This is a genomic window from Pseudomonas sp. SJZ077, from assembly GCF_007993905.1.
GTDB lineage: Bacteria > Pseudomonadota > Gammaproteobacteria > Pseudomonadales > Pseudomonadaceae > Aquipseudomonas > Aquipseudomonas mandelii.
Genome location: NZ_VIUJ01000009.1, coordinates 1 through 21409, shown reverse-complemented (window position 1 = coordinate 21409; position 21409 = coordinate 1). Strand labels below are relative to the sequence as shown.

Annotated in this window: 22 protein-coding genes; 10 read left to right on the top strand and 12 right to left on the bottom strand. The window is 58.9% G+C overall.

Annotated features, from left to right (window positions below; all coding sequences use genetic code 11):
• Positions 1–89: 89 nt before the first annotated feature.
• The 4 genes from FBY01_RS15135 (at position 90) to FBY01_RS15120 (ending at position 3945) form a co-directional block, all read left to right on the top strand.
• The gene (locus tag FBY01_RS15135) at positions 90–806 is read left to right on the top strand and encodes a response regulator transcription factor (protein ID WP_010458041.1); all 717 of its coding nucleotides are present in this window, start codon (positions 90–92) and stop codon (positions 804–806) included.
• On the top strand, positions 803–2320 hold the full coding sequence (locus FBY01_RS15130) for a HAMP domain-containing sensor histidine kinase (RefSeq protein WP_145308395.1): 1518 nt from the start codon (positions 803–805) through the stop codon (positions 2318–2320). The genes FBY01_RS15135 and FBY01_RS15130 overlap by 4 nt, the downstream gene beginning before the upstream one ends.
• 60 nt (positions 2321–2380) lie before the next feature.
• The gene (locus FBY01_RS15125) at positions 2381–3124 is read left to right on the top strand and encodes a DUF72 domain-containing protein (RefSeq protein ID WP_077749370.1); all 744 of its coding nucleotides are present in this window, start codon (positions 2381–2383) and stop codon (positions 3122–3124) included.
• Positions 3125–3240: 116 nt separating this feature from the next.
• Entirely contained in the window at positions 3241–3945 is a 705-nt protein-coding gene (locus FBY01_RS15120) for a hypothetical protein (RefSeq protein WP_010458047.1), read from the top strand.
• 171 nt (positions 3946–4116) lie between these two features.
• Here the strand turns inward: FBY01_RS15120 and FBY01_RS15115 are convergent, their stop codons facing one another.
• A complete protein-coding gene (locus FBY01_RS15115; protein WP_042932582.1) occupies positions 4117–4611 on the bottom strand; it encodes a RidA family protein in 495 nt (164 codons plus the stop codon).
• Positions 4612–4733: 122 nt separating this feature from the next.
• Here FBY01_RS15115 and FBY01_RS15110 point away from each other — a divergent pair, with 122 nt between their 5' ends.
• Positions 4734–6137, top strand: coding sequence for a PLP-dependent aminotransferase family protein (locus FBY01_RS15110; protein ID WP_010458050.1), 1404 nt, complete (start codon positions 4734–4736; stop codon positions 6135–6137).
• A gap of 105 nt (positions 6138–6242) precedes the next feature.
• Here the strand turns inward: FBY01_RS15110 and FBY01_RS15105 are convergent, their stop codons facing one another.
• From FBY01_RS15105 to hmpA, 9 genes are all read right to left on the bottom strand, one after another.
• Positions 6243–6695: a hypothetical protein gene (locus tag FBY01_RS15105; protein ID WP_077749374.1), complete on the bottom strand. Its 453-nt coding sequence runs from the start codon at positions 6693–6695 to the stop codon at positions 6243–6245.
• 273 nt (positions 6696–6968) lie between these two features.
• Positions 6969–7856 carry a heme o synthase gene (gene cyoE / locus FBY01_RS15100; protein ID WP_010458052.1) on the bottom strand — a complete coding sequence of 296 codons (888 nt, stop codon included), beginning with the start codon at positions 7854–7856 and terminating at the stop codon, positions 6969–6971.
• Between the two features lie 11 nt (positions 7857–7867).
• Entirely contained in the window at positions 7868–8203 is a 336-nt protein-coding gene (gene cyoD / locus FBY01_RS15095; protein ID WP_010458054.1) for a cytochrome o ubiquinol oxidase subunit IV, read from the bottom strand.
• Complete coding sequence (locus FBY01_RS15090) at positions 8204–8830, bottom strand: cytochrome o ubiquinol oxidase subunit III (protein WP_145308394.1); 627 nt, start codon at positions 8828–8830, stop codon at positions 8204–8206.
• Between the two features lie 3 nt (positions 8831–8833).
• Positions 8834–10864 (bottom strand): cytochrome o ubiquinol oxidase subunit I, encoded by a 2031-nt coding sequence (cyoB, locus tag FBY01_RS15085; protein WP_010458058.1) that lies wholly within the window; start codon positions 10862–10864, stop codon positions 8834–8836.
• 3 nt (positions 10865–10867) lie between these two features.
• Positions 10868–11812, bottom strand: coding sequence for a ubiquinol oxidase subunit II (gene cyoA / locus FBY01_RS15080; protein ID WP_010458061.1), 945 nt, complete (start codon positions 11810–11812; stop codon positions 10868–10870).
• A gap of 816 nt (positions 11813–12628) precedes the next feature.
• On the bottom strand, positions 12629–13138 hold the full coding sequence (locus FBY01_RS15070) for a disulfide bond formation protein B (RefSeq protein WP_145308392.1): 510 nt from the start codon (positions 13136–13138) through the stop codon (positions 12629–12631).
• Positions 13139–13163: 25 nt separating this feature from the next.
• Positions 13164–13706 carry an ester cyclase gene (locus FBY01_RS15065; protein ID WP_010458066.1) on the bottom strand — a complete coding sequence of 181 codons (543 nt, stop codon included), beginning with the start codon at positions 13704–13706 and terminating at the stop codon, positions 13164–13166.
• A 249-nt stretch (positions 13707–13955) separates the two neighbouring features.
• Positions 13956–15137: an NO-inducible flavohemoprotein gene (hmpA, locus tag FBY01_RS15060; protein ID WP_010458067.1), complete on the bottom strand. Its 1182-nt coding sequence runs from the start codon at positions 15135–15137 to the stop codon at positions 13956–13958.
• Positions 15138–15294: 157 nt separating this feature from the next.
• Between hmpA and norR the strand changes: the two genes are divergently transcribed.
• The 5 genes from norR (at position 15295) to FBY01_RS15035 (ending at position 19838) form a co-directional block, all read left to right on the top strand.
• Positions 15295–16845, top strand: coding sequence for a nitric oxide reductase transcriptional regulator NorR (norR, locus tag FBY01_RS15055; RefSeq protein WP_102593550.1), 1551 nt, complete (start codon positions 15295–15297; stop codon positions 16843–16845).
• A 265-nt stretch (positions 16846–17110) separates the two neighbouring features.
• Positions 17111–18013, top strand: coding sequence for a chemotaxis protein CheV (locus FBY01_RS15050; protein ID WP_010458072.1), 903 nt, complete (start codon positions 17111–17113; stop codon positions 18011–18013).
• Positions 18014–18040: 27 nt separating this feature from the next.
• Positions 18041–18499, top strand: a complete 459-nt coding sequence (locus tag FBY01_RS15045; protein ID WP_145308556.1) for a GNAT family N-acetyltransferase — start codon at positions 18041–18043, stop codon at positions 18497–18499.
• 179 nt (positions 18500–18678) lie between these two features.
• Positions 18679–19005, top strand: a complete 327-nt coding sequence (locus tag FBY01_RS15040; RefSeq protein WP_077749378.1) for a hypothetical protein — start codon at positions 18679–18681, stop codon at positions 19003–19005.
• Between the two features lie 83 nt (positions 19006–19088).
• Positions 19089–19838 carry a YkgJ family cysteine cluster protein gene (locus FBY01_RS15035; protein ID WP_145308390.1) on the top strand — a complete coding sequence of 250 codons (750 nt, stop codon included), beginning with the start codon at positions 19089–19091 and terminating at the stop codon, positions 19836–19838.
• Positions 19839–19993: 155 nt separating this feature from the next.
• Here the strand turns inward: FBY01_RS15035 and FBY01_RS15030 are convergent, their stop codons facing one another.
• Together FBY01_RS15030 and FBY01_RS15025 are read right to left on the bottom strand one after the other, a co-directional pair.
• Complete coding sequence (locus FBY01_RS15030; protein WP_083375782.1) at positions 19994–20251, bottom strand: hypothetical protein; 258 nt, start codon at positions 20249–20251, stop codon at positions 19994–19996.
• Positions 20252–20452: 201 nt separating this feature from the next.
• Positions 20453–20824, bottom strand: a complete 372-nt coding sequence (locus FBY01_RS15025) for a DUF6124 family protein (protein WP_083375781.1) — start codon at positions 20822–20824, stop codon at positions 20453–20455.
• Positions 20825–21409 lie beyond the last annotated feature (585 nt).

Sequence of the window (21409 nt, the reverse complement as noted above, 5' to 3'; positions counted from 1 at the left end):
ATCCTCACGGACAGTTAAACAATTCGTGATAACTCGCCCCGGGGAAAACCCGCACAATGTGCCCATTGCGCTACAAAGGATTGAGCTTTATGGAACAGACCAAACGTGTCCTGGTGGTCGAGGACGACCTGCACATCGCCGACCTTATCTGCCTGCATCTGCGCGATGAGCAGTTCGAGGTGGTGCACTGCGCCGACGGTGATGAGGGTATGCGACTGCTGCAGCAAGGAAGCTGGGACGCACTGATCCTCGACCTGATGTTGCCCGGCGTCGACGGCCTGGAAATCTGCCGTCGGGCGCGGGCCATGGCCCGCTACACACCGATCATCATCACCAGCGCCCGCTCCAGTGAAATGCACCGGATCCTGGGGCTGGAACTCGGGGCCGACGATTACCTGGCCAAGCCTTTTTCAATGCTTGAGCTGGTCGCCCGGGTCAAAGCCCTGCTGCGACGTGTCGACGCCATGGCCCGCAACCTGAAAATGGACGCCGGCAGCCTGATCACCAACGGCCTGTCCATCGACCCGATCACCCGCGACGTGTCCCTCGACGGTCGTCGCCTGGACCTGACCCCGCGAGAGTTCGACCTGCTGTATTTCTTCGTCCGCCAGCCTGGCAAGGTGTTCTCGAGGATGGACCTGCTCAACGCAGTCTGGGGCTACAGCCACGAAGGCTACGAACACACGGTCAACACCCACATCAATCGCCTGCGGGCCAAGATCGAAGCCGATCCGGCACAACCTGCGCGCATCCTCACGGTATGGGGTCGTGGCTATAAATTCGCGGCCAAGGAGGAGCAGCCATGAGGCTGACCCTGACACAGCGCCTGTCCCTGGTGTTTGCCATTCTGTTGCTGGTGTGCTGTGGCACCTCGGCCTGGATGCAAGTGCGCTCCAACAAAATGCACGAACTGGAGGTGGTTCAAGGGCTGTCGCGTGATCTCGCCCAGCACATCGCCCGCGACACTGTGCTGATGGACACCAATGGCCTGATGCCCAATGCCGTGCGCGAATTGTTCAGCAAACTCATGCTGGTCAATCCGAGTGTCGAGGTCTATCTGCTTGATAACGAGGGGCTCATTGTCGGCAGCGCCGCCCCCGAAGGCCGGATGCGTCGGGATCGGGTCGATCTGGCACCGATCCAGCGCTTGCTCAAGGGCGAGGCGCTGCCGATTCTTGGCGACGACCCGCGCAGCGTCGACGGACGCAAGGTGTTCAGCGCAGCGCCGTTGCAGGTCAACGGCAAGCCGGAAGGTTACCTCTATGTGGTGTTGCTCAGTGAAGAACACGACCGCTTCGCCGAACGCGGTGCCACCAGCGCCGCGCTCAATACGGCGCTGCTGTCTATCGGTCTGGTGGCGTCGTTGTGCCTGATCGCCGGCCTTGCCGCATTTGCCCTGATCACCCGACCGTTGCGTCGATTGACCGATCGAGTCAGCCAGTTCGACATCGACGGAGTCCCCTCCACACCGCCCGCATCGGACCCGGTAGAAAAAGCATCGAGCCACGATGAAATAGCCGTACTCGACGCCGCTTTCCGCCAGATGCAAACCCGTCTCGGCGAACAATGGCGCTCGCTGACTCGCCAGGATCAGGAACGCCGTGAATTGGTGGCGAACATCTCTCACGACCTGCGCACACCGCTGGCCTCGCTGCACGGTTATCTGGAAACCCTGTCGCTCAAAGACGCCACGCTGTCCCCCGCCGACCGCCGTCGCTATCTGGGCATCGCCCTGGATCAAAGCCGCAAGGTTGGCGGCCTGGCGCAATCGCTGCTGGAACTGGTGCGGCTGGAACACGGTTTCGTGCAACCGGTGCTGGAGCGTTTCTCCCTGACCGATCTTGTGCAGGACATCTTCCAGAAGTTCGAACTCACCGCCGAAGCGCGCCAGATTGAACTCAAGGCCAACTTCGCGCCCAACGTCTCGGCCGTCTGCGCCGACCTGGGGCTGATCGAACGTGTGCTGACCAACCTGTTCGACAATGCCCTGCGCGATACCCCGCAAGGTGGAGAAATCGAACTGAGCCTGCGACCTCAAGGGCCCTTTATCGAAGTCACCATCAGCGACACCGGCCCCGGCATCGCCCCCGAGTTGCGCGAAGGTTTGTTTCTGCGTCCGTTCAACATTGGCGGTGCCCGGCGCGATGGCGGGCTGGGGCTGCGCATCGTGCATCGGATCCTGCAACTGCACGGTCGCGAGATTCAGTTGATCGACGTTCCGGGACGGGGGGCGACTTTCCGTTTCTCCTTGCCAGTGGATGAACAAACAGCCGAAAAATGGGCCGTTCGCTCGATGAACCTGAATTCGCTGGGGAAATAGCCCGGTTTCAGCGGTCACAGCTTTGAACCCGATACCCGATGCTGAGGCGAGAAAACGTTGATGACGGCCACGACGCCCTTGTATATCGGCTGCGCCGGATGGAGCCTGCCCCGTGAGCAATGGAGTGCTTTTCCCGACGAAGGCACTCACCTGCAACGGTACGCGGCACAGCTGATGTGCGCGGAAATCAACAGCTCGTTTTATCGACCACACCGCCCGGCAACCTATGCGCGATGGGCTGAAAGCGTGCCGGAGAATTTCAGGTTTTCAGTCAAAGTCCCCAAGCAGATCACCCACGAGGCTCGCTTGGTGAATGGTGAACAGTTGATCGATGACTTTATTGAGCAATGCATCCACCTGGGCCAGAAGCTTGGCTGCCTGCTGATCCAGCTTCCGCCCTCCTTGCCCTTCGACGTCAACACGGCCGAAACCTTTTTCGCCACCTTTCGTTCGCGCTACACAGGCTTCGCCGTGTTTGAACCCAGGCACGTCAGCTGGCAAACAGCCGAGGCGCAGGCGCTGCTGATGGAGCATCGAATAGGCCAAGTGGCAGCCGATCCTTCGCCACTGCCCAATGGCGATGTACCCGGTGCCTGGCCGGGCATCCGCTACTACCGATTGCACGGGTCGCCGCGAATCTACTATTCAAACTACGAGAAACCATGGCTTGAAGACCTGGCTCGAACGCTACACCCCCAAGCCGACGGCGTTCCCACCTGGTGCATCTTCGACAACACCGCCAGTGGTGCGGCGACTGCCAATGCGCTGGAGCTTCAGCGAATGACATCCCAGCGCCAAAAATGATGACCAACCGCCTGTTCATCCGTGACAACTCGGGTCAGGTCCAATAGATTAGGCGGCCTGAAAAGGCCCTGTGCTTTCTCGCCTAAACCCAAGTTAAAAGAAGTAGTGAAATTTCAATGTCCGATTCCAATACCGCTGAATCCGTAGTCACCTTGTCGTCCAAAGCGGAATACGAAAACTCCATCAATCTTTCACAGCATGTGCCACAGGCCAAGACCATCAGCGAGATGGTCCTGGACGCTTTTCAATCCACCCGGGAAAGCGACCAGATCCGCGAGCTGCGCGCCGCGATTCGCCAGGCGCACGATAGCTTCGACGACGATAAAGCCTATGAACTGATGGGCGAACTCAAACAACTGAAAGACGCTGAAGCGTCCGACATTGCCGCGCTGGAAGACCTGAGCAGCAAATTCCCGATCAGCCGTATTCTTTCCAGCTTCAAGGAAGACCCGGCGTTTCAGGAAATCGTCTATGGTCTGGCGTTGAAGGTGCTGAACCAGACTCACCAGGCCATCAGCAACCCAAGCACGGGCAAGAGCAAAGTGGCTCGCGCCAAGAAAGACCTCGAAGTGTTCACCATCAGCAAGGATGGCGTGAGCGTTACGCTGCCGCTGCGCACGCCACGTGCGAGCCTGAACGTTGATCGCAAAGCGCTGGAGTTCCTCGGTTTCACTTTCGTCGGCGAAGGTGAAGACGCGGCCATTGAAAACGAAACGTTCCTGGACAATACCGGGGCCGAACAAGCGGTCAACCGCAAGAACATCATCACTGCTATTCAACAACAAACCGCGTTCGACGGTTACAGCATCGCTGCGCAGTAACCGATCAACCTGAAAGCTTTCAGTCAGCAAGGAACCTGTGGCGAGGGAGCTTGCTCCCGCTGGGCTGCGTAGCGGCCCCAAAAATGTGGCAACAATGCCGACTCTTGTGAGTGCTACCCACTCAAGCGGGAGCAAGCTCCCTCGCCACAAAAGCAGGTCTGCCCGAAAGAATTATCGCGCTGACGGATGCAGGGCCGCGATCATGTCCACTTCAATCGGCGCATTTTTCGGCAGCTGGTAAACACCGACGGTCGTTCGGGTGTGTTTACCGGCCTCACCCAATACATGCGTGAAGACGTCAGACGCTCCATTGGCAACCTCACTGAGGTCCACAAAATCGAACGTGGATTTCACGTAGACCGTGATGCGCAGCAATGCCTTGAGGTTATCCAGTGAGCCGATGGCCTCACGGATCAGGGCAAGCCCGCGTATCGCGCTGATACCGGCAGCCTCTTGGGCATCGGCCAGGTTGAGTTCCAGTCCCACTCGGCCGGGGTATTGGATTTTGCCGTTCATTCGCGGCACCAGCCCGCTGACGTACAGTTCGTCATCGTGCCGGACCACCGGGGCGTAATGCCCGCCGGCAGAATTCTCGTCGTAGATATCAAAGCCAAGTTCTTTCGCCATCGCGAGGAAGCGTTCGTCGCGACTCATTTGATTACTCATTAACCGACCCCCTCTTAATCAATCATGCATACGCGCAGATGATGGTAGAGAGAGATGCGTGTCTTGATCAGGGCAACTTCGTATAAGATCCAACAAACTTTACTGCCAGGGAGACCAGTAAAATGCAGCGCGCCGTCATCGCCGCCATCGAGTTCCAGCCCGGAGTGCCGCTGGTGCAGCAGATCGTCGATCAGCTGTCTTTGGCCATCAACCAGGGTGGCCTGCCGAACGGGGCCAAGTTGCCACCGATTCGCGAGCTGTCCGAGTTGATGAACGTCGGCAAATCTACCGTGGTCGATGCTCTCGACCGGTTGCGGGCCAAGGGGTTGGTGGTTTCACGCCAGGGTTCGGGGCATTACATTCACCGCCCGAGCATTCAATCCCAGCATGCAACTGGCCCGGACCTGCATCCCCAAGACACACTCAGCCGGGTCCGCCGCGCCTTGCTGCTGAACAACGGCGCGCTGCGCCCTGGCTGCGGATTTCTGCCCGCCTCGTGGCTGCCCGCCGACGAATTGCTCAAAGCCGTGCGCAGCACCCTTCGTGCGACCGCGCTGCGCATGGGCGAGTACGGTGAGGTCGGTGGTTACCTCCCGTTGCGCGAGGCGTTGCGCGTGAAGCTGTCGACCGTCGGCATCGAGGTGCCGGTGGAGCAGATCATCACCACCGCCAATACCGTGCAGGCCATCGACCTGCTGATGCGCCTGTTGATAAAACCCGGCGACACCGTGCTGCTCGACGATCCGTGCTACTTCAACATGCACACCAACCTGGCGCTGCACGGCGCCAAGGTCATCACCATCGCCCGCGATTGCGACGGGCTGGACCTGGAAGCGTTCGAGCAATTACTGATCGCCCATCGCCCAGTGCTGTATATGACTAACAGCACGCTGCACAACCCGACCGGACACTCGTTCTCCGCCGCCCAGGTTTATCGCTTGCTGGAGCTGAGTCACCGTTACGGCGTCCACATCCTCGAAGATGACTTGTATGGCGACATCCAGCAAAGACGCACCCCGCGCCTGGCCGCGAGCGGTCTGGACAATGTCAGTTACGTGTCCGGTTTCTCCAAGACCCTGACCGCCAACAGCCGGGTCAGCTACACCGCGCTATCGCCGCAACTGGCCGCACGCATAATCACCTTGAAAATGGCCTGCGGCGGCGTGACCTCGGAACTGGCGGAGCAGATCACCTGCACCATGCTCAGTAACGGCAGCTACGCCAAACACACACGGCGCACGGTGGATCGCCTGTATGAATCGAGCAGTCGCGTGACGAGATGGCTGGTAGAGGCGGGATGTTCGGTGTCATCGATAGCGGGTGAAGGGCTGTTCATCTGGACTCGGTTGCCCGAAGGACTGCACGCCGAAACCCTGGCCGGCAAAGGCCTCGAACACGACCTGGTGCTGGCGCCCGGCACCCTGTTGAGCAAAGCCGCCGATGCCAGCAGCTTCCTGCGTTTCAATGTTGCGCATAGCGATAGCCTGCAGGTGCGCGAGCAGTTTTTCCGGCTGCTCGATCGCTGAGTTTTTCTGATGCCATTTTGCTGTTCCAACAAAAAGCCTCGCTCTTCTCTCGAAGGCGGGGCTTTCAACCGGAGCTGCATCGGGTTCTTGTTTTGCAACTCAGGCTCAAGAAAATGTTGCGCGTTGCTCCGCCTCGTAATGTCGAGTCTGAAAAGGCATGAGGGTTTGAGCCTTTAGGCCAAGGCCTTCACTCAACCCCCAGGAGGCTGCCAGTTCATCACGGCGACGGCGAAGCGGCGCGGCTGGTTCTGGCTTCACACCTTGCTTGAAAGTCGAGTAGGCAAAAAGCTCAAGGGCATTAAAGGTTTCCAGCACGCGGCTATCAGACACGCATGAAAAACGTGTAAAGCGTTCGAGCAGGTAGCCTGCGCGACGAACCTCGACCTCATCAGAATGCCGACTCAAAAAAGCCGTGACTTCACTTGAGAGGTTCGAGCTTGAGTACCAAACAGCTTTGGCAGCGCTCACAAGCGCAACGTCATCTGCTTGATTCAAAGGACTTTTGACCAGAGTGTCCAAAGCGGATGAGAGGACGTGGCCGCTAAGGGGCTTCGTCATCTGTATTCTCCAGATAGTTTTGCAGAATATTTTCGAGAACAGAGGTTGGTGATTCTTTATTGCCAACCTATACATCAATAGCCTGCAACGCCAGTCGGCGGAGCTCAGTGGTGAGTATGATAGGAAGATTCTTCCACATGGGTAAGCAGGAGCACTGGGCCTCGCATTAGTTGCGCGCCTACGAGACTTGGTGTGCCAAACGACTGAATCGCACCCAACAAAAAGCCCCGCTCTTCTCTCGAAGACGGGGCTTTTCTTTACAGCAGCCGGCGCTTAAGGCGCGTAAGTCAGCAACAACTCACTCGGCACTTTGAAGTCCAGCGACATCATCACGCTCAACGCGGTGATGGTGAAGATCGAGAACACGAACAGCTTGCGTGCCCAGACCGTGTCATCGACTGCCTTGTAGCCGGTCCAGGCCATGTACAACCAGTACATGCCCATGGCCGCGGCGACGGCGAGGTAGCTCATGCCGGCGTAGCCGCTGAAGGTCAGCATCAAGGTCGCCACGAGGAACGCCAGGATGTAGAGCAGGATGTGCCGCTTGGCCACTTGAATCCCCCGCTTCACGGGCAACACCGGAATCGATGCGGCCCGGTAATCATTGAAGCGGAAGATCGCGATGGCGTAGGAATGCGGCATCTGCCACAGGCTGAACATCACCAGCAACGTCAGCGCGGCCATGTCAAAGTTGTTGGTCACGGCTACGTAGCCAATCACCGGCGGCATCGCACCCGACAGACTGCCCACCAGCGTGCCGTGAACCGACTTGCGCTTGAGGTACAGGCTGTAGAAGCCGACGTAGATGACGAAACCGATCACCGCGAACAGCGCGGCCAACGGGTTCGCCACCTTGTACAACAATGCAACGCCGGCCACACCGAGGACGGTCGCGAAGATCAGCGCCAGTTTCAGGGAGATCAGGCCCTGGACCAGTACGCGGTTCTTGGTGCGCTCCATCTTCAGGTCGATGTCGCGGTCGATGCAGTTGTTGAACACGCAACCGGAGGCCACCACCAGGGAGGTGCCGATCATTGCCGCCAGGAAGATGGCCAGATCGACATGCCCTTGAGAGGCCAGGAAAAATCCGCCTGCCACTGAAAGCACGTTACCGAAAATGATCCCCGGTTTGGTGATTTGGATAAAGTGCTTAAAGGACATCCGGACTTACCTCACTTCGCCATCATGAACGTGTGGATGCTGAACATGATCCACAGCGACAGGCCTACCAGCAGGACAATCACGATCGCGGCGAAAACAAATGCAATCACGTTGTTACGCTGCGCGGCCGAACGGTCCAGGTGCAGGAAGTACACCAGGTGCACCAGCACCTGGATCACGGCGAATGCCAGGACGATCATCAGGGTGATCGACTTCGGCAGCGTCGGGTACATCACCAGCGCAAACGGGATGACGGTCAGGATCACCGACAGGATGAAGCCGATCGCGTAGGACTTGACGCTGCCGTGGCCGGCGTCGTGGCTGTCATGGGAGTGTGTGTTAGCCATTTACATAGTCCCCATCAGGTAAACAACGGTGAATACGCAGATCCACACGACGTCCAGGAAGTGCCAGAACAGGCTCAGGCAGCTCAGGCGGGTCTTGTTGGTCGACGTCAGGCCATGCTTGTTGACCTGATACATCATGATCGCCATCCAGATCAGACCGCTGGTCACGTGCAGACCGTGGGTACCGACCAGGGTGAAGAACCCGGACAGGAAGCCGCTGCGGCTAGGGCCGTAGCCTTCGGCGATCAACACGTGGAACTCGTTGATCTCCATGCCGATGAAGCCGGCACCGAACAGGAAGGTCATGGCCAACCAGCCCAGGACCTGCTTCTTGTTGCCCCGGTAGAACGCCAGCATGGCGAAGCCGTAGGTGATCGAACTGAACAACAGCAGAGCGGTTTCGCCCAGCACGTAAGGCAGTTCGAAGATGTCGTGGCCCGACGGGCCACCGGCGACGTTGTTAACCAGTACCGCGTACACCGCGAAGATCGACGCAAACAGAATGCAGTCGGTCATCAGGTAGAGCCAGAAACCGTATACGGTCATCTCGCCCGTGTCGTGGTGATGGTCATCGTGCCCATGTCCATCGACATGGGTGTGTCCAGCATTGGTCACTAAGTTCGACATGGTTTAAGCCTGTTCCAACGAGGTTTCAACACGGGTGGCGGTGGCCGGGATTTTCCCTGCCGCGACCAGACGCTTGTGCTGCTCGGCTTCGATGCGTTCGATCACATCGACCGGCACCATGTAGCCTTGATCGTCACGTGCAGCGTGGATCACGAAGTAGATGACAGTGCCAGCCAGGCTCGCGATTGCCAGCCACCAGATGTGCCAGATCATCGCGAAACCGAACACGGTCAACAGCGCGCCCATCACCACGCCAGTGGCGGTGTTGTTCGGCATGTGGATCGGCTCGTACTTGGCCGGAGCGCGGTACGCAGTACCGTTTTCCTTGGCTTCGGTGAACGGGTCGATGCAGTCGGCTTTCGGCAGCACGGCAAAGTTGTAGAACGGTGGTGGCGACGAGGTCGACCATTCCAGAGTGTGGGCATTCCACGGATCACCGTGTTCGCACATGTTCTCTGGCTTGTTGCGGTCACGCACACTGACGTACAGCTGGATCAGTTGGCAGGCGATGCCGACAGCGATCATCACCGCACCGAACATGGCGACATACAGGTACGGCACCCACTCAGGGTTGGTGGTGGCGTTCAGACGACGGGTCATGCCCATGAAGCCCAGTGCATAGAGCGGCATGAACGCGACGAAGAAGCCGCTGATCCAGAACCAGAACGCTGCCTTGCCCCAGCCTTCGTGCAGCTTGAAGCCGAACGCTTTCGGGAAGTAGAAGGCGAAACCGGCGATGTAGCCGAATACCGCGCCGCCGATGATCACGTTATGGAAGTGCGCGATCACGAACAGGCTGTTGTGCAGTACGAAGTCAGCACCCGGGATGGCCAGCAATACGCCGGTCATGCCGCCGATGGCGAAGGTCACCATGAAGCCCAGGGTCCACAGAACCTGGCTGGTGAAGCGCAGACGGCCCTGGTAAATGGTGAACAGCCAGTTGAATAGCTTCACCCCCGTCGGGATCGAAATCAGCATCGTCGCCAGGCCGAAGAAGGCGTTGACGTTGGCACCCGAACCCATGGTGAAGAAGTGGTGCAGCCAAACCATGAAGCCCAGTACCGAGATCGCGCCGGAAGCGTAGATCATCGAGTGGTGGCCAAACAGTTTCTTGCCGGTGAAGGCCGAGATGACTTCCGAGAAAATGCCGAATGCAGGCAGGATCAGGATGTACACCTCAGGGTGACCCCACGCCCAGAACAGGTTGACGTACATCATTGGATTGCCACCAAGTTCATTGGTGAAAATGTGGAAATCCATGTAACGGTCAAGCGTCAGCAGTGCCAGGGTAGCGGTCAGGATCGGGAACGAAGCCACGATCAGGACGTTGGCCCAGGTGCAGGTCCAGGTAAAGATCGGCATGTCCATCAGTTTCATGCCAGGGGTACGCATTTTCAGCACGGTGGCCAGGAAGTTGACCCCCGTCAGCGTTGTCCCCAGACCCGATAACTGTAGCGCCCAGATGTAGTAATCCATCCCCACGCCCGGACTGTATTGCAGGCCCGACAGCGGCGGATAGGCAACCCAACCGGTCTTGGCGAATTCGCCGACGCCCAGGGACAGGTTGATCAGCACCACGCCGGACACCAGCAGCCAGAAGCTCAGGGAGTTCAGGAACGGGAAGGCAACGTCACGCGCGCCGATCTGCAGCGGCACTGCAAGGTTCATCAGGCCGGTGAAGAATGGCATCGCCATGAAGATGATCATGATCACACCGTGGGCGGTGAAGATCTGGTCATAGTGTTCAGGCGGCAGGTAGCCAGGCGAACCCTCGGTGGCCATGGCCAGCTGGGTACGCATCATGATGGCGTCGGCAAAACCGCGCAGCAGCATGACCATGGCGACGATGATGTACATCACGCCGATTTTCTTGTGGTCGACCGACGTCAGCCACTCGGTCCACAAGTAGGTCCACTTCTTGAAGTAGGTGATTGCAGCGAACAGTGCCAGACCACCGAGCGCGATCATGGCGATGGTTATCATCACGATCGGTTCGTGGAACGGGACCGCTTCCCAACTTAATTTACCAAACATCGTTTACTCCTCTGCCCCGGCAGCTGAATGCGAGTTCATATCCATTCCTTGCGTAGCGGCCACTTCTTTCTCTTTCTTCTCGTGCTTCACCTTAGGACCCGGTTTCATGCCTTCGTACTTGTCGACGATGGTCTGGAACAGGTTCGGCGTCACCGAGGAGTAGAGCTCGACTGGGTTGTTCTGGCTCTGCTTGGCAAGGGCTGCGTACTCAACTTGTTCAAGCTGCTTGGGTGACTTTTTGACTTCACTTACCCAGGCGTCGAAATCTTCCTGGGAAGTTGCGATCGCTTTGAATTTCATACCGGTGAAACCCGCGCCGCTGTAGTTGGCGGAGATACCGTCCATTTCAGCGTTACGGTCAGCGATCAAGTGCAGCTTGGTCTGCATGCCCGCCATCGCGTAGATCTGGCCGCCCAGGCCCGGGATGAAGAACGAGTTCATCACGGCGTCGGAGGTGATCTTGAAGTTGATTGGCGTGTGCGCCGGGAACACGATCTTGTTGACCGTGGCAATGCCTTGTTCCGGGTAGATGAACAGCCACTTCCAGTCCAGCGCGACCACTTCGATGGTCACAGGCTTGACGTCGGATTGAATCGGACGGTACGGGTCCAATTCGTGGGTCGAAATGTAGGTGATGTAACCCAGGGCAACGATGATCAGGACCGGGATGGTCCAGACGGCCACTTCGATTTTGGTCGAGTGAGACCATTTCGGGGTGTATATGGCGTCCTTGTTAGAGGCACGGTACTTCCAGGCGAACAGGAAGGTCATGACGATAACCGGCACCACGACCAACAGCATCAGCAGCGTGGCGGTGATGATCAGGTTTCGCTGTTCCAGGCCGACCTGGCCCGTGGGATTGAGCAAGGTCATGTTGCAGCCTGACAGCAACAACGTGCCGAGCAGCGGCAATAAGCCTAGTAGTCTGGGGTACCTGTTTTTACTCATCTCACGACCTCTAAAGCAGCTTGCGCAATGCAGTTGGGTTTTGATCGCCAACACTTCACCCTGCCAAGGGTTGGCATTTTTCTTGGATTGAATAAGGGCTGCCCGTCGCGCGTCAGACGCTGTTCGACAAATCCTGGGCTAGCGGTAAGTTCTTATTCGAATTCGTGGTCAAAGGCCTTGTTACAGACCAATTCCATTTGGTGCGGATAGTTGGAAGGCTCCGACACCTGGGAGTCGCACGAAGCGTTCAAGCCCCTCGACGCCCTGTTTTCCTGCTCAAGGTGAGCAGTGCCGGAATTCAGTGCGGGCGATTGTAGATACGTAGCGACTCATAAACCATGTCTCATCCCGAAATAATTTTTATCCATTCCAGCAACAATCATTAACGGATTTTGCAAAAGTGCGGCATCTTATCGAAATTAATTCTCAACAAAAACACCAAAATTTGTAGGTCTACAGGGCGCAGTTCAGACAGCTATCGGGGCTGACGCAGACACTTCGACGGTGCCCTAGCCCCTACAAGACAAGGGCTCTGGCGATTTGCCAGCCGCTGTTAAAACTGTCTGTTTGCGTGCGATGGCCAATAAATCGGCAGACGCCTGAGCAGGCCAATTTTGTTGCCAGGCCATACACCGATTCTGCCCGTTGAAATGCCTTGCGACAGTCACGCTGTGACAACATGTCGCACACGTGTCGCACCCTTTCTTGTCGCACATCACGGACTTTTTATTTGTCCCTTGAAATGCAAAACGCCCCGGCCCTCTTGATGAGGACCGGGGCGTTTTTTCACGTTATCCGCACGAGTGGCGGATGACCTCAGCGCAGTGCTTTGCGGTTACGCGAAGTGAGCAGCGGCACCAGCACCACGATCAGCACGAACGCCACCAGCGCCCACTGCGCCAGCGACAAACCAAGGATCGGCGGGTATGGCGTGGAGCAGAAACCGTCGACCTGAAAGCCCAGCGGGAAAATCTTCGCCAGCGGCAGGCCATCGACAATCGGTTGCAGCACATCGATGCCACAGCTGACCGCCGGGTAGAACTGGGTGTAGACGTGATGCCCGGCCACCGCGACGCCGGCCAGTGCGAAAATCACCACCAGGGTTTCAAACACCGTGATGCTGCGGCGGGTGCGCATCGCCGCGCCAATGAAGGCAAACAGCGCAATCAGCAACAGCGCGTAACGTTGCAGGATGCACAGCGGGCACGGCGCCTCGCCCAGCACAATTTGCATGTACAGCGCGCCACCGATCAGCGCCAGGCAGATGATACCCAGCAACACCAGATAGCGCCGTTCACGTCCCAACCGCATTGTTTCCTCGCTCATCGCGTTTCCCTTTTATGCTCGTGGATCAGCTCGCCGGCGGCTGCGCTTGCAGCTGCTGCATCAGGCTGATGTTGTCTTCGATATGCCAATTGGCCGCGATGCGACCGCTTTTGATCTGATAGATATCGGTTGCCCGGAAGTCTACACGCTGACCCTGACCTTTGAGAGCCTTGAACGGACCAGTGAAGTGACCGCGAAAGTGCAAATGCACTACCACCCGGTCACCAGCAATGATCATTTGCTCGATCTCGCAGCTCAGGTCCGGCACCGCCGTGCGGAAAAACTTCGACGCCAGCAGCGGCCCGGTCGGCCCCTGGACCCGGCCTTCAGGCGGGGTCATGTCGATGAATTGCTCCGACAAGGCCGCCTTGGCCAACGCCTCCTCCCCGCTGTTCCAGAAACTACCGTAACGACGAGCTGCCAATTCCATCGCATCACGCTGCGCCTTGGGCAGGCTCTGATCAACGATCAAGGTCTGCGGCTGGAGCAAGGCGGATTCGGCGAACGCGAAAGGGCTGGCCAGTAACGCAGCCGATAGAACGAGACGGGAGAAGGTGAAGTGAGTCATGGGGCGATCCTGATCATGTAAACGAACGAGCGCCTATCATCAGCATCGGGGAATAAACGATAAACCGGTTAAGAACGGATTAACTTTTAAGGGATTTTTACGAATCGGGACCGCGGCGCGTCTATCGCGGGCAAGCCCCGCTCCTACAGGTTTTGTGTTGTTCGCGCGATTGCGCAACGGTACAAAACCTGTAGGAGCGGGGCTTGCCCGCGAAGCAGGCGACTCGGTCTCCCGAGTCGCCGCAAACAGTTACTCCAATGCCGAAGCCGGCCCAAAGAACTCGTAACGGCTCTGCTTCTCCGGCACACCCAACGCCTTGAGGTGACGCTTGATTGCCGCCATGAACCCTTTCGGCCCCAGGAAGTAAGCATCCAGATCGCGCTGCTCCGGTAGCCACTCGCCCAGTTGCTCGCGGCTCAACAGCCCGACCGTGTCGGCCGCGGGGCTCACGCCATCATCTTCGGCGTAGCAATAGAAGCGTTTGAGTTGCGGGTGACGCTCGGCCAAGCCATCGATCCAGTCGCGGAATGCATGAACGCTGCCGTTACGCGCGCAGTGGATAAAGTGCACCGGCCGTTCGGTGGCCAGCGCCGCTTCCAGCATCGCCAGCGTTGGGGTGATGCCGACACCACCGCTGATCAGCACCAGCGGTTTGTCACTGGCGGTCAGGGTGAACTCGCCCGATGGCGGGAACAGCTGGATGCTCGAACCAACGTGCAACTGATCGTGCAAGTGGTTGGAGGCGCGGCCACCGGTTTCACGCTTGACGCTGATGCGGTACTGGCCCTTGTTGGCCAACGCCGATAGCGAGTAGTTACGACGGATCTCTTCGCCATCGAGGATCAGTTTCATGCCGATGTACTGGCCCGGTTCCGCCGCCAAAATCGCGCCTTTGTCGGCAGGTTCGAAGTAGAACGAGGTGATTTCCGCGCTTTCCTCGACCTTGGCCGCCACGATGAATTCCCGCGCCCCGCGCCAGCCACCGGGTGCCTGTTCCTTTTGATCGTAGATGCTGGTTTCGGCGCCGATCAGGATGTCGGCCAACTGACCGTAGGCCGCGCCCCAGGCACTCATCACCTCAGGGGTGGCAATTTCTTCGCCCAGCACTTCGGAGATCGCACGCAGCAGGCAAGTGCCGACAATCGGGTAGTGCTCCGGCAGGATTTGCAGGGCCACGTGCTTGTTGATGATCTTGGCGACGAGGTCGCCCAACTGATCGAGCTGGTCGATGTGGCGCGCGTACATCAGAACACCGTTGGCCAGGGCGCGCGGCTGATCACCGCTGGCCTGGTGGGCCTGGTTGAACAGCGGGCGCACTTCCGGGTATTCCGAGAGCATCATGCGGTAGAAGTGAGTGATCAGCGCTTCGCCACCGCTTTCCAGCAACGGCACGGTGGATTTGACGATGGCACGGTCTTGAACGCTAAGCATAAAGTGACTCCTGGGCTACTTTGGATTGCTAACTGATGACCCTAGGGTTATCACTTTCCATGCCAACTATTTAACCCTTTAAAAACAATAACTTATAAACACAGTAGTCATATCGACACACGCTGGCTTATAGTCATCCCGACTACACGGAGTCACTATGACTGCAAAATCCTTGCTTACCGCCCTGCTACCGCTGGTCTCCGACCTGTCCCGCGAACTGCCCGAAGGCGAGCGTTATCGACGCCTGCTCGAAGCCATGCGCGCCCTGCTCCCCTGCGATGCCGCCGCCCTGCTGCGCCTGGATGGCGAGTGGCTGGTGCCGCTGGCCGTCGACGGGTTGAGCACCGACACCCTGGGCCGCCGTTTCAAAGTCAGCGAGCACCCGCGTTTCGAAGCGTTGCTCAGCAGCCACGGCCCGACGCGGTTCGCCGCCGACAGCGACTTGCCGGACCCTTACGACGGTCTGGTCGACGGCCTCGACGAGCATCTGGAAGTTCACGATTGCATGGGCTGCCCGTTGTTCATCGACGAGCGTCCCTGGGGCTTGCTGACCCTCGACGCCCTCGACCCGGAAAAATTTGAACCCATCGAACTGGACGCCCTGCAAGCCTTCGCCAGCCTCGCGGCGGCCACCGTCAACGCCGCCGAACGCATCGAGCGCCTGGCCAATCGCGCCGAAGACGAGCATCAGCGCGCCGAGGTCTACCGCCAGGCCAGCGGCCAGCAAAACCGCGAGATGATCGGGCAGAGCAAGACGCATAAACGCCTGGTGGAAGAGATCAGCCTGGTGGGCGGCAGCGACCTGACCGTGCTGATCACCGGCGAAACCGGGGTCGGCAAGGAATTGGTCGCGCAGGCGATTCACTCCGCTTCGCCAAGGGCGGACAAACCGATCATCAGCCTCAACTGCGCCGCCCTGCCGGACACCCTGGTGGAGAGCGAATTGTTCGGCCATGTGCGCGGCGCCTTCACCGGCGCCACCAGCGATCGGCGCGGCAAGTTCGAACTGGCCAATGGCGGCACGCTGTTTCTTGATGAAGTCGGCGAACTGTCCCTGACCGTGCAGGCCAAGTTGTTGCGGGTGCTGCAAAGCGGTCAATTGCAGCGCCTGGGGTCGGATAAAGAACATCAGGTGGACGTGCGCCTGATCGCAGCAACCAACCGCGACCTGGCCGAAGAAGTGCGCAGCGGCCGCTACCGTGCCGACTTCTATCACCGTTTGAGCGTTTACCCGCTGCTGGTACCGGCCCTGCGCGATCGCGGGCGCGATGTGTTGCTGCTCAGCGGTTATTTCCTGGAACAGAACCGCTCGCGGATGGGCCTTAACAGCCTGCGCCTGAACAGCGACGCGCAAGTGGCATTGCTGGCATACGACTGGCCGGGGAATGTGCGGGAGCTGGAGCACTTGATTGGTCGCAGTGCCTTGAAAGCGCTGGGTAACTGCAAGGTACGGCCGAAGATTCTGAGTTTGAGTGCGGCGGATCTGGATTTGCCCAATGGCAGCATCGAAGTGGTCGCCGAGCAACCGGCGGCGGCCCCGATGGCATTGGTGTCGGGGGATTTGCGAGAGGCTACCGAAAATTATCAGCGCCAATTGATCAGCGCTTGCCTGGAACGGCACCACGACAACTGGGCAAGCGCGGCGCGCGAGTTGGGCCTGGATCGGGCGAACCTCGGGAGGATGGCCAAGCGCCTAGGGATGAAATAACCCCCCACTGTGGCGAGGGAGCTTGCTCCCGCTCGGCTGCGAAGCAGCCGCAAAACCTGAAAATGCGGATAGTCTGATAACACACATCACCTGATCGGGAGTGCTTCGCACTCCAGCGGGAGCAAGCTCCCTCGCCACAGGGTTCGCCGTTGGGCCGGGAATGGGTATTTAGCCTAAAGCCTGCCCCCAACAAGTCGATAACCCGGCATCAATAGTTTTTGGCGACTTTTTACTCGCCCATCACCTTTTTCCACAGAAGGTTTTTATGTCCACCACCAAAGCCCGCGCAGACTCACTTTCGCTTCTGCTGTTTACCTTGCGCAGCGGCAAGCTGATGGCAATCAACCTGCTGAAAGTCAGCGAAATCATCCCCTGCCCGCCGCTGACCAAGCTGCCGGAGTCGCACCCACACGTCAAAGGCATTGCCACCTTGCGCGGCGCCTCGTTGTCGGTGATCGACCTCAGCCGCGCCATCGGCGAGCGGCCACTGGAAGACCCGAATGGTGGCTGCCTGATCGTCACCGACGTCAGCCGCTCCAAACAGGGCCTGCACGTTCAGGCCGTGAGCAAGATCGTCCACTGCCTGACCACCGACATCCGCCCGCCGCCCTTCGGCTCCGGCGGCGTGCGCTCGTACATCACCGGCGTGACCTCGGTCGACGGCACCCTGGTGCAAGTGCTGGACATCGAAAAGGTCATCCACGGCATCGCCCCGGCGCAGATCGAAATGGCCCCGACCGAACTGAGCATGGAAGACGCCGAAGTGCTGGGTAACGCTCGGATCCTGGTGGTCGATGACAGCCAGGTCGCGCTGCAGCAATCGGTTCACACCTTGCGCAACCTCGGCCTGCAATGCCACACCGCCCGCAGCGCCAAGGAAGCCATCGACTGTCTGCTGGACCTGCAAGGCACGGCGCAGCAGATCAACCTGATCGTCTCGGACATCGAAATGTCGGAGATGGACGGCTACGCGTTCACCCGCACCCTGCGCGAGACGCCGGACTTCTCGCACCTTTATGTGTTGCTGCACACATCGCTGGACAGCGCGATGAACAGTGAGAAAGCGCGCCTGGCCGGGGCCAACGCGGTGCTGACCAAGTTCTCCTCGCCAGAACTGACCCGGTGCCTGATCGAAGCGGCCAAGGCCGTCGCCGAACAAGGTCACTGAGTCATGACCGAACGCTTTTGCTTGCTGATGCGGCGCAACCTTGCCGAGGCGGTGCCCGCAATCACGTGGCCGGTCGGCATTGAATTGATCGAGTACCGTCCCGAAGTCGCCCAAGCCGTCCATCACGTGATGGAACTGGGTCACCTGGAAGGCGGTGGTCGTGTGCCGGAATTGGCAATCTGGCAGCGCCGTTTTGAAACCGATCCTGAATATGACCCCACGCTCTGCTTCATCGCTCAAGATGCCGAAGGGATCGTCGGCGTGGCGCAGTGCTGGACCAGCGCCTACATCAAGAAGTTGATGGTGCACCCACGGGCACAGCGACGCGGGGTTGGCCGCGCATTACTGCTCCACGCGTTCCAGGTGTTTCAGGACCGCCGGGAAGGTTATGTGGATTTGAAAGTACTGGAAGACAACCTTCGGGCGCAGCGGCTGTATGAAAGCGCCGGGATGTATGTAGTCCGCCGAGAATTGGTCCCAGTCTGATACACCGCCATCGCGAGCAGGCTCGCTCCCACAATGTTTTTTTGTCGTACACAACATCGGTGTCTGGTGAAGATCTACTGTGGGAGCGAGCCTGCTCGCGATGGGGCCGACACATTCAACCCAATACCATCAGGCATACTCTCCCCTCGGCCAACTCAATGCCCAAGGATGCCTGCCCCATGAAAACCGCCACCCTGACCTTGCTCTGCCTTACCGCCCTCGCCCCCCAAGCCCACGCCTCCAGTCCCGACGCCTGGGCCGCCTACGACAAAGCCGTGCTCGCCAGCTGCACCAAAGCCAGCGGCCTGAAAAACGCTAAGCCCGTCGGCACCGCCGCGCAGTTCGACGACCGAGTCGACTACACCGCGCTCCTGATGCAAGGCCAATACCCGCAAAAACACATGAAAGGCCAGCAAGGCACCGAACTGTGCCTCTACAACAAAAAGAGCAAAACCGCCTACGTGACCGAATGGGACTCCATCCGCCCCACCGCCAAAACCCAGTGACTGGCGCATAACTTGCTTCGACCCGAGCCTTCGCGGTGTCTTTCTGGCGCCGTTCCATGCCCTCGGAAGCGACCGGCCGCTCAATGAATACGACATTTTCCTGCGTAGGTTGCGGCAAATGCTGCAACGACCACCACGTGCCCCTGACCCTGGCCGAAGCCCGCATGTGGGCGGCCGACGGCGGTCAGGTGATCGTGTTGGTGGAAGGTTTCCTCGGCAACGGCCTGGGCCTTCCCGTGCAGCAACGCGAACACGCCGAACGTCGCTCAGCAGTGGTTCGAAGCGGCACGTCCGAGGCTTACGTGGCGATCACCTTCGCCGCGTACAACGTCGGTCCCTGCCGGAATCTTGACGAAGACAACCTCTGCCGCATCTACGAACGCCGCCCGCTGGTGTGCCGCATCTACCCGATGGAAATCAATCCGCACATTGCGCTGAACACCGCAGTGAAAGAATGCCCGCCCGAATCGTGGGAACAGGGACCGGACTTGATCATCGGGGGTAAGTTGGTGGATCAGGAGCTCGCGGGATTGATCCAGCGTTCGCGTCAGGCGGATCGCGATGACATTCAGACCAAGGATGCGATTTGCGGGCTGCTGGGGATTCGGACGACAGCGTTGAAGGGGGATGGATTTACGGCTTATCTGCCGGATATGAAGGCGTTTGCCACCGTCATCGACCAGGTTGCCGCGCAGCCGCTGGCGGGCTCAGGCAGTGATTGGCAGTTTCATGTGTCAGGGGAAGACATCGCCGGGCAAGTGCAGGCGGCCGGGGCGATGGTGGCGACGGAAGCGCCGGTGAACTATGCGTTTATTTCGTTGCGGGTGGCTTGATTCCAGGGCTGTTCAACCTGTTATGGCCCCTTCGCGAGCAGGCTCGCTCCCACCATTGATCTGCGTCGTACACAAAATCTGTGTCCTGTTGAGATCTACTGTGGGAGCGAGCCTGCTCGCGAAGGCGATTGATCAGGCACCGCAGCGTTTGAAACTCAGCGCTTACCCATCGACCGACGAGTCCCTGGAGGCGCAGCCCCTGGTGTCTTGGTATGGCCATTCTTCGCGCCATTCTTGTACCAAGGCTGGCTGGCATTCTTCGCAGCGGCCAAATCACCCGGTTTGAACGGGAACTTGAACGCCGGGATCGCGGCTTTGGTTTCGCTGTCTGCGCTGGAGTCGACGCTGTCTGGCAGGTCTGCCGGGTCGTCGCTCAGAGCGTCGGCAACCGGCGGTTGTGTCGGGGAAGTCATGAAAGCTCCGGGGTGATGCAAAAAGTCGGGCCCGGTCAGCGAGCCGCGAAAGAGCGGCAGTATACCTGTGTCCAGAGCCGCAAGCTTCACGCCGCAAGCGAGTCCGTCGGGTTTTGTGCCAATCGCGAGCAACCCGCGCACCTGTGGGAGCGAGGCTTGCCCGCGAAGAACGATAACGCGGTCAACCAGACCGAACGCTATCTACCGGGGAACCTCAACCCTATCCAACACCCGATTCACCGCCAACTCCGCCAGCATGATGACCTGCTGAATCGCCATCAGCGTATGCCGCTGAGGCCCCTCCAGACTCGTCGCAAAATCACTGCTCATCACACTCGCCGACGCCAATGACTCACAGGCATGGGCCAACAGACTTTCAGAATCAACATCAGGATCGACCACAAACATCGTGCTCGGCCGGCGCGGTTTTTCGATGTAGCGCTCGGGGGGATCGAGGTAATAATCGAGCGCGCGCTTCATGGCTTCGTGGTCTTTGATGAGCGATTCGGCCTGGGTGGTTTCGTCGCGGGGTGTGGTGGTATTGATGGGTGGATCGGGGATTAACTTATCCATGCAAATTTCCTTTTGATGTTGGAGCCATCAATTTCCGATCTCACTCGGAGCAGAGGTGGCAGCTATGTGCGGTGTGAGATTACCGGCAAAAGGAACCCGGCCAGACCGAAGTCTGCCCGCACACAGCCGCCATAAAAAACTTGCAGGCAGCGGATAAGCTGGCGGCAATTATGGGGGGCCTTGCGCTGGTTTCCAATTGTTCAGCCGGAATCTCACTCCCGGTCGCTGAGTTTTCAGCGACAGCCAAAGGTTAGAGAACACGCTTCCTACCCGGCAACCTGAAAAATGCGTGGGAAAACGCTGTGTTTTTTACACATCGTTCAACACAAAAATGGAACGCAGAGCGTCCCGGGCGGCATTCCCACGCGGAGCGTAGGGAACGATCAATCGGGGGCAGTAGAAAGAAATTGGTCGGCTGTCAGGCCGCCTTCGCGGGCAAGCCTCGCTCCTACAGTGGAATGGGTGTACCTGCAAGAGAATGGTCGGCTGGCAGGCCGCCTTCGCGGGCAAGCCTCGCTCCTACAAGGGGTTCGGTGTACACGCTTCGCTTTTCACCACTCATTAGGCCGAGCGTTAGCTCGCCTG

Bases quoted from the DNA above. Each gene is read 5' to 3' on its own strand.
- cyoB (WP_010458058.1), bottom strand. From the start codon at position 10,864: ATGTTTGGTAAATTAAGTTGGGAAGCGGTCCCGTTCCACGAACCGATC.
- FBY01_RS15090 (WP_145308394.1), bottom strand. From the start codon at position 8,830: ATGTCGAACTTAGTGACCAATGCTGGACACACCCATGTCGATGGACAT.
- FBY01_RS15130 (WP_145308395.1), top strand. From the start codon at position 803: ATGAGGCTGACCCTGACACAGCGCCTGTCCCTGGTGTTTGCCATTCTG.
- hmpA (WP_010458067.1), bottom strand. From the start codon at position 15,137: ATGCTTAGCGTTCAAGACCGTGCCATCGTCAAATCCACCGTGCCGTTG.
- FBY01_RS15110 (WP_010458050.1), top strand. From the start codon at position 4,734: ATGCAGCGCGCCGTCATCGCCGCCATCGAGTTCCAGCCCGGAGTGCCG.
- FBY01_RS15115 (WP_042932582.1), bottom strand. From the start codon at position 4,611: ATGAGTAATCAAATGAGTCGCGACGAACGCTTCCTCGCGATGGCGAAA.
- FBY01_RS15135 (WP_010458041.1), top strand. From the start codon at position 90: ATGGAACAGACCAAACGTGTCCTGGTGGTCGAGGACGACCTGCACATC.
- FBY01_RS15065 (WP_010458066.1), bottom strand. From the start codon at position 13,706: ATGACTCACTTCACCTTCTCCCGTCTCGTTCTATCGGCTGCGTTACTG.
- FBY01_RS15040 (WP_077749378.1), top strand. From the start codon at position 18,679: ATGAAAACCGCCACCCTGACCTTGCTCTGCCTTACCGCCCTCGCCCCC.
- FBY01_RS15105 (WP_077749374.1), bottom strand. From the start codon at position 6,695: ATGACGAAGCCCCTTAGCGGCCACGTCCTCTCATCCGCTTTGGACACT.
- FBY01_RS15070 (WP_145308392.1), bottom strand. From the start codon at position 13,138: ATGAGCGAGGAAACAATGCGGTTGGGACGTGAACGGCGCTATCTGGTG.
- cyoD (WP_010458054.1), bottom strand. From the start codon at position 8,203: ATGGCTAACACACACTCCCATGACAGCCACGACGCCGGCCACGGCAGC.
- FBY01_RS15035 (WP_145308390.1), top strand. From the start codon at position 19,089: ATGAATACGACATTTTCCTGCGTAGGTTGCGGCAAATGCTGCAACGAC.
- FBY01_RS15025 (WP_083375781.1), bottom strand. From the start codon at position 20,824: ATGGATAAGTTAATCCCCGATCCACCCATCAATACCACCACACCCCGC.
- FBY01_RS15050 (WP_010458072.1), top strand. From the start codon at position 17,111: ATGTCCACCACCAAAGCCCGCGCAGACTCACTTTCGCTTCTGCTGTTT.
- FBY01_RS15045 (WP_145308556.1), top strand. From the start codon at position 18,041: ATGCGGCGCAACCTTGCCGAGGCGGTGCCCGCAATCACGTGGCCGGTC.
- FBY01_RS15120 (WP_010458047.1), top strand. From the start codon at position 3,241: ATGTCCGATTCCAATACCGCTGAATCCGTAGTCACCTTGTCGTCCAAA.
- FBY01_RS15030 (WP_083375782.1), bottom strand. From the start codon at position 20,251: ATGACTTCCCCGACACAACCGCCGGTTGCCGACGCTCTGAGCGACGAC.
- FBY01_RS15125 (WP_077749370.1), top strand. From the start codon at position 2,381: ATGACGGCCACGACGCCCTTGTATATCGGCTGCGCCGGATGGAGCCTG.
- cyoA (WP_010458061.1), bottom strand. From the start codon at position 11,812: ATGAGTAAAAACAGGTACCCCAGACTACTAGGCTTATTGCCGCTGCTC.
- cyoE (WP_010458052.1), bottom strand. From the start codon at position 7,856: ATGTCCTTTAAGCACTTTATCCAAATCACCAAACCGGGGATCATTTTC.
- norR (WP_102593550.1), top strand. From the start codon at position 15,295: ATGACTGCAAAATCCTTGCTTACCGCCCTGCTACCGCTGGTCTCCGAC.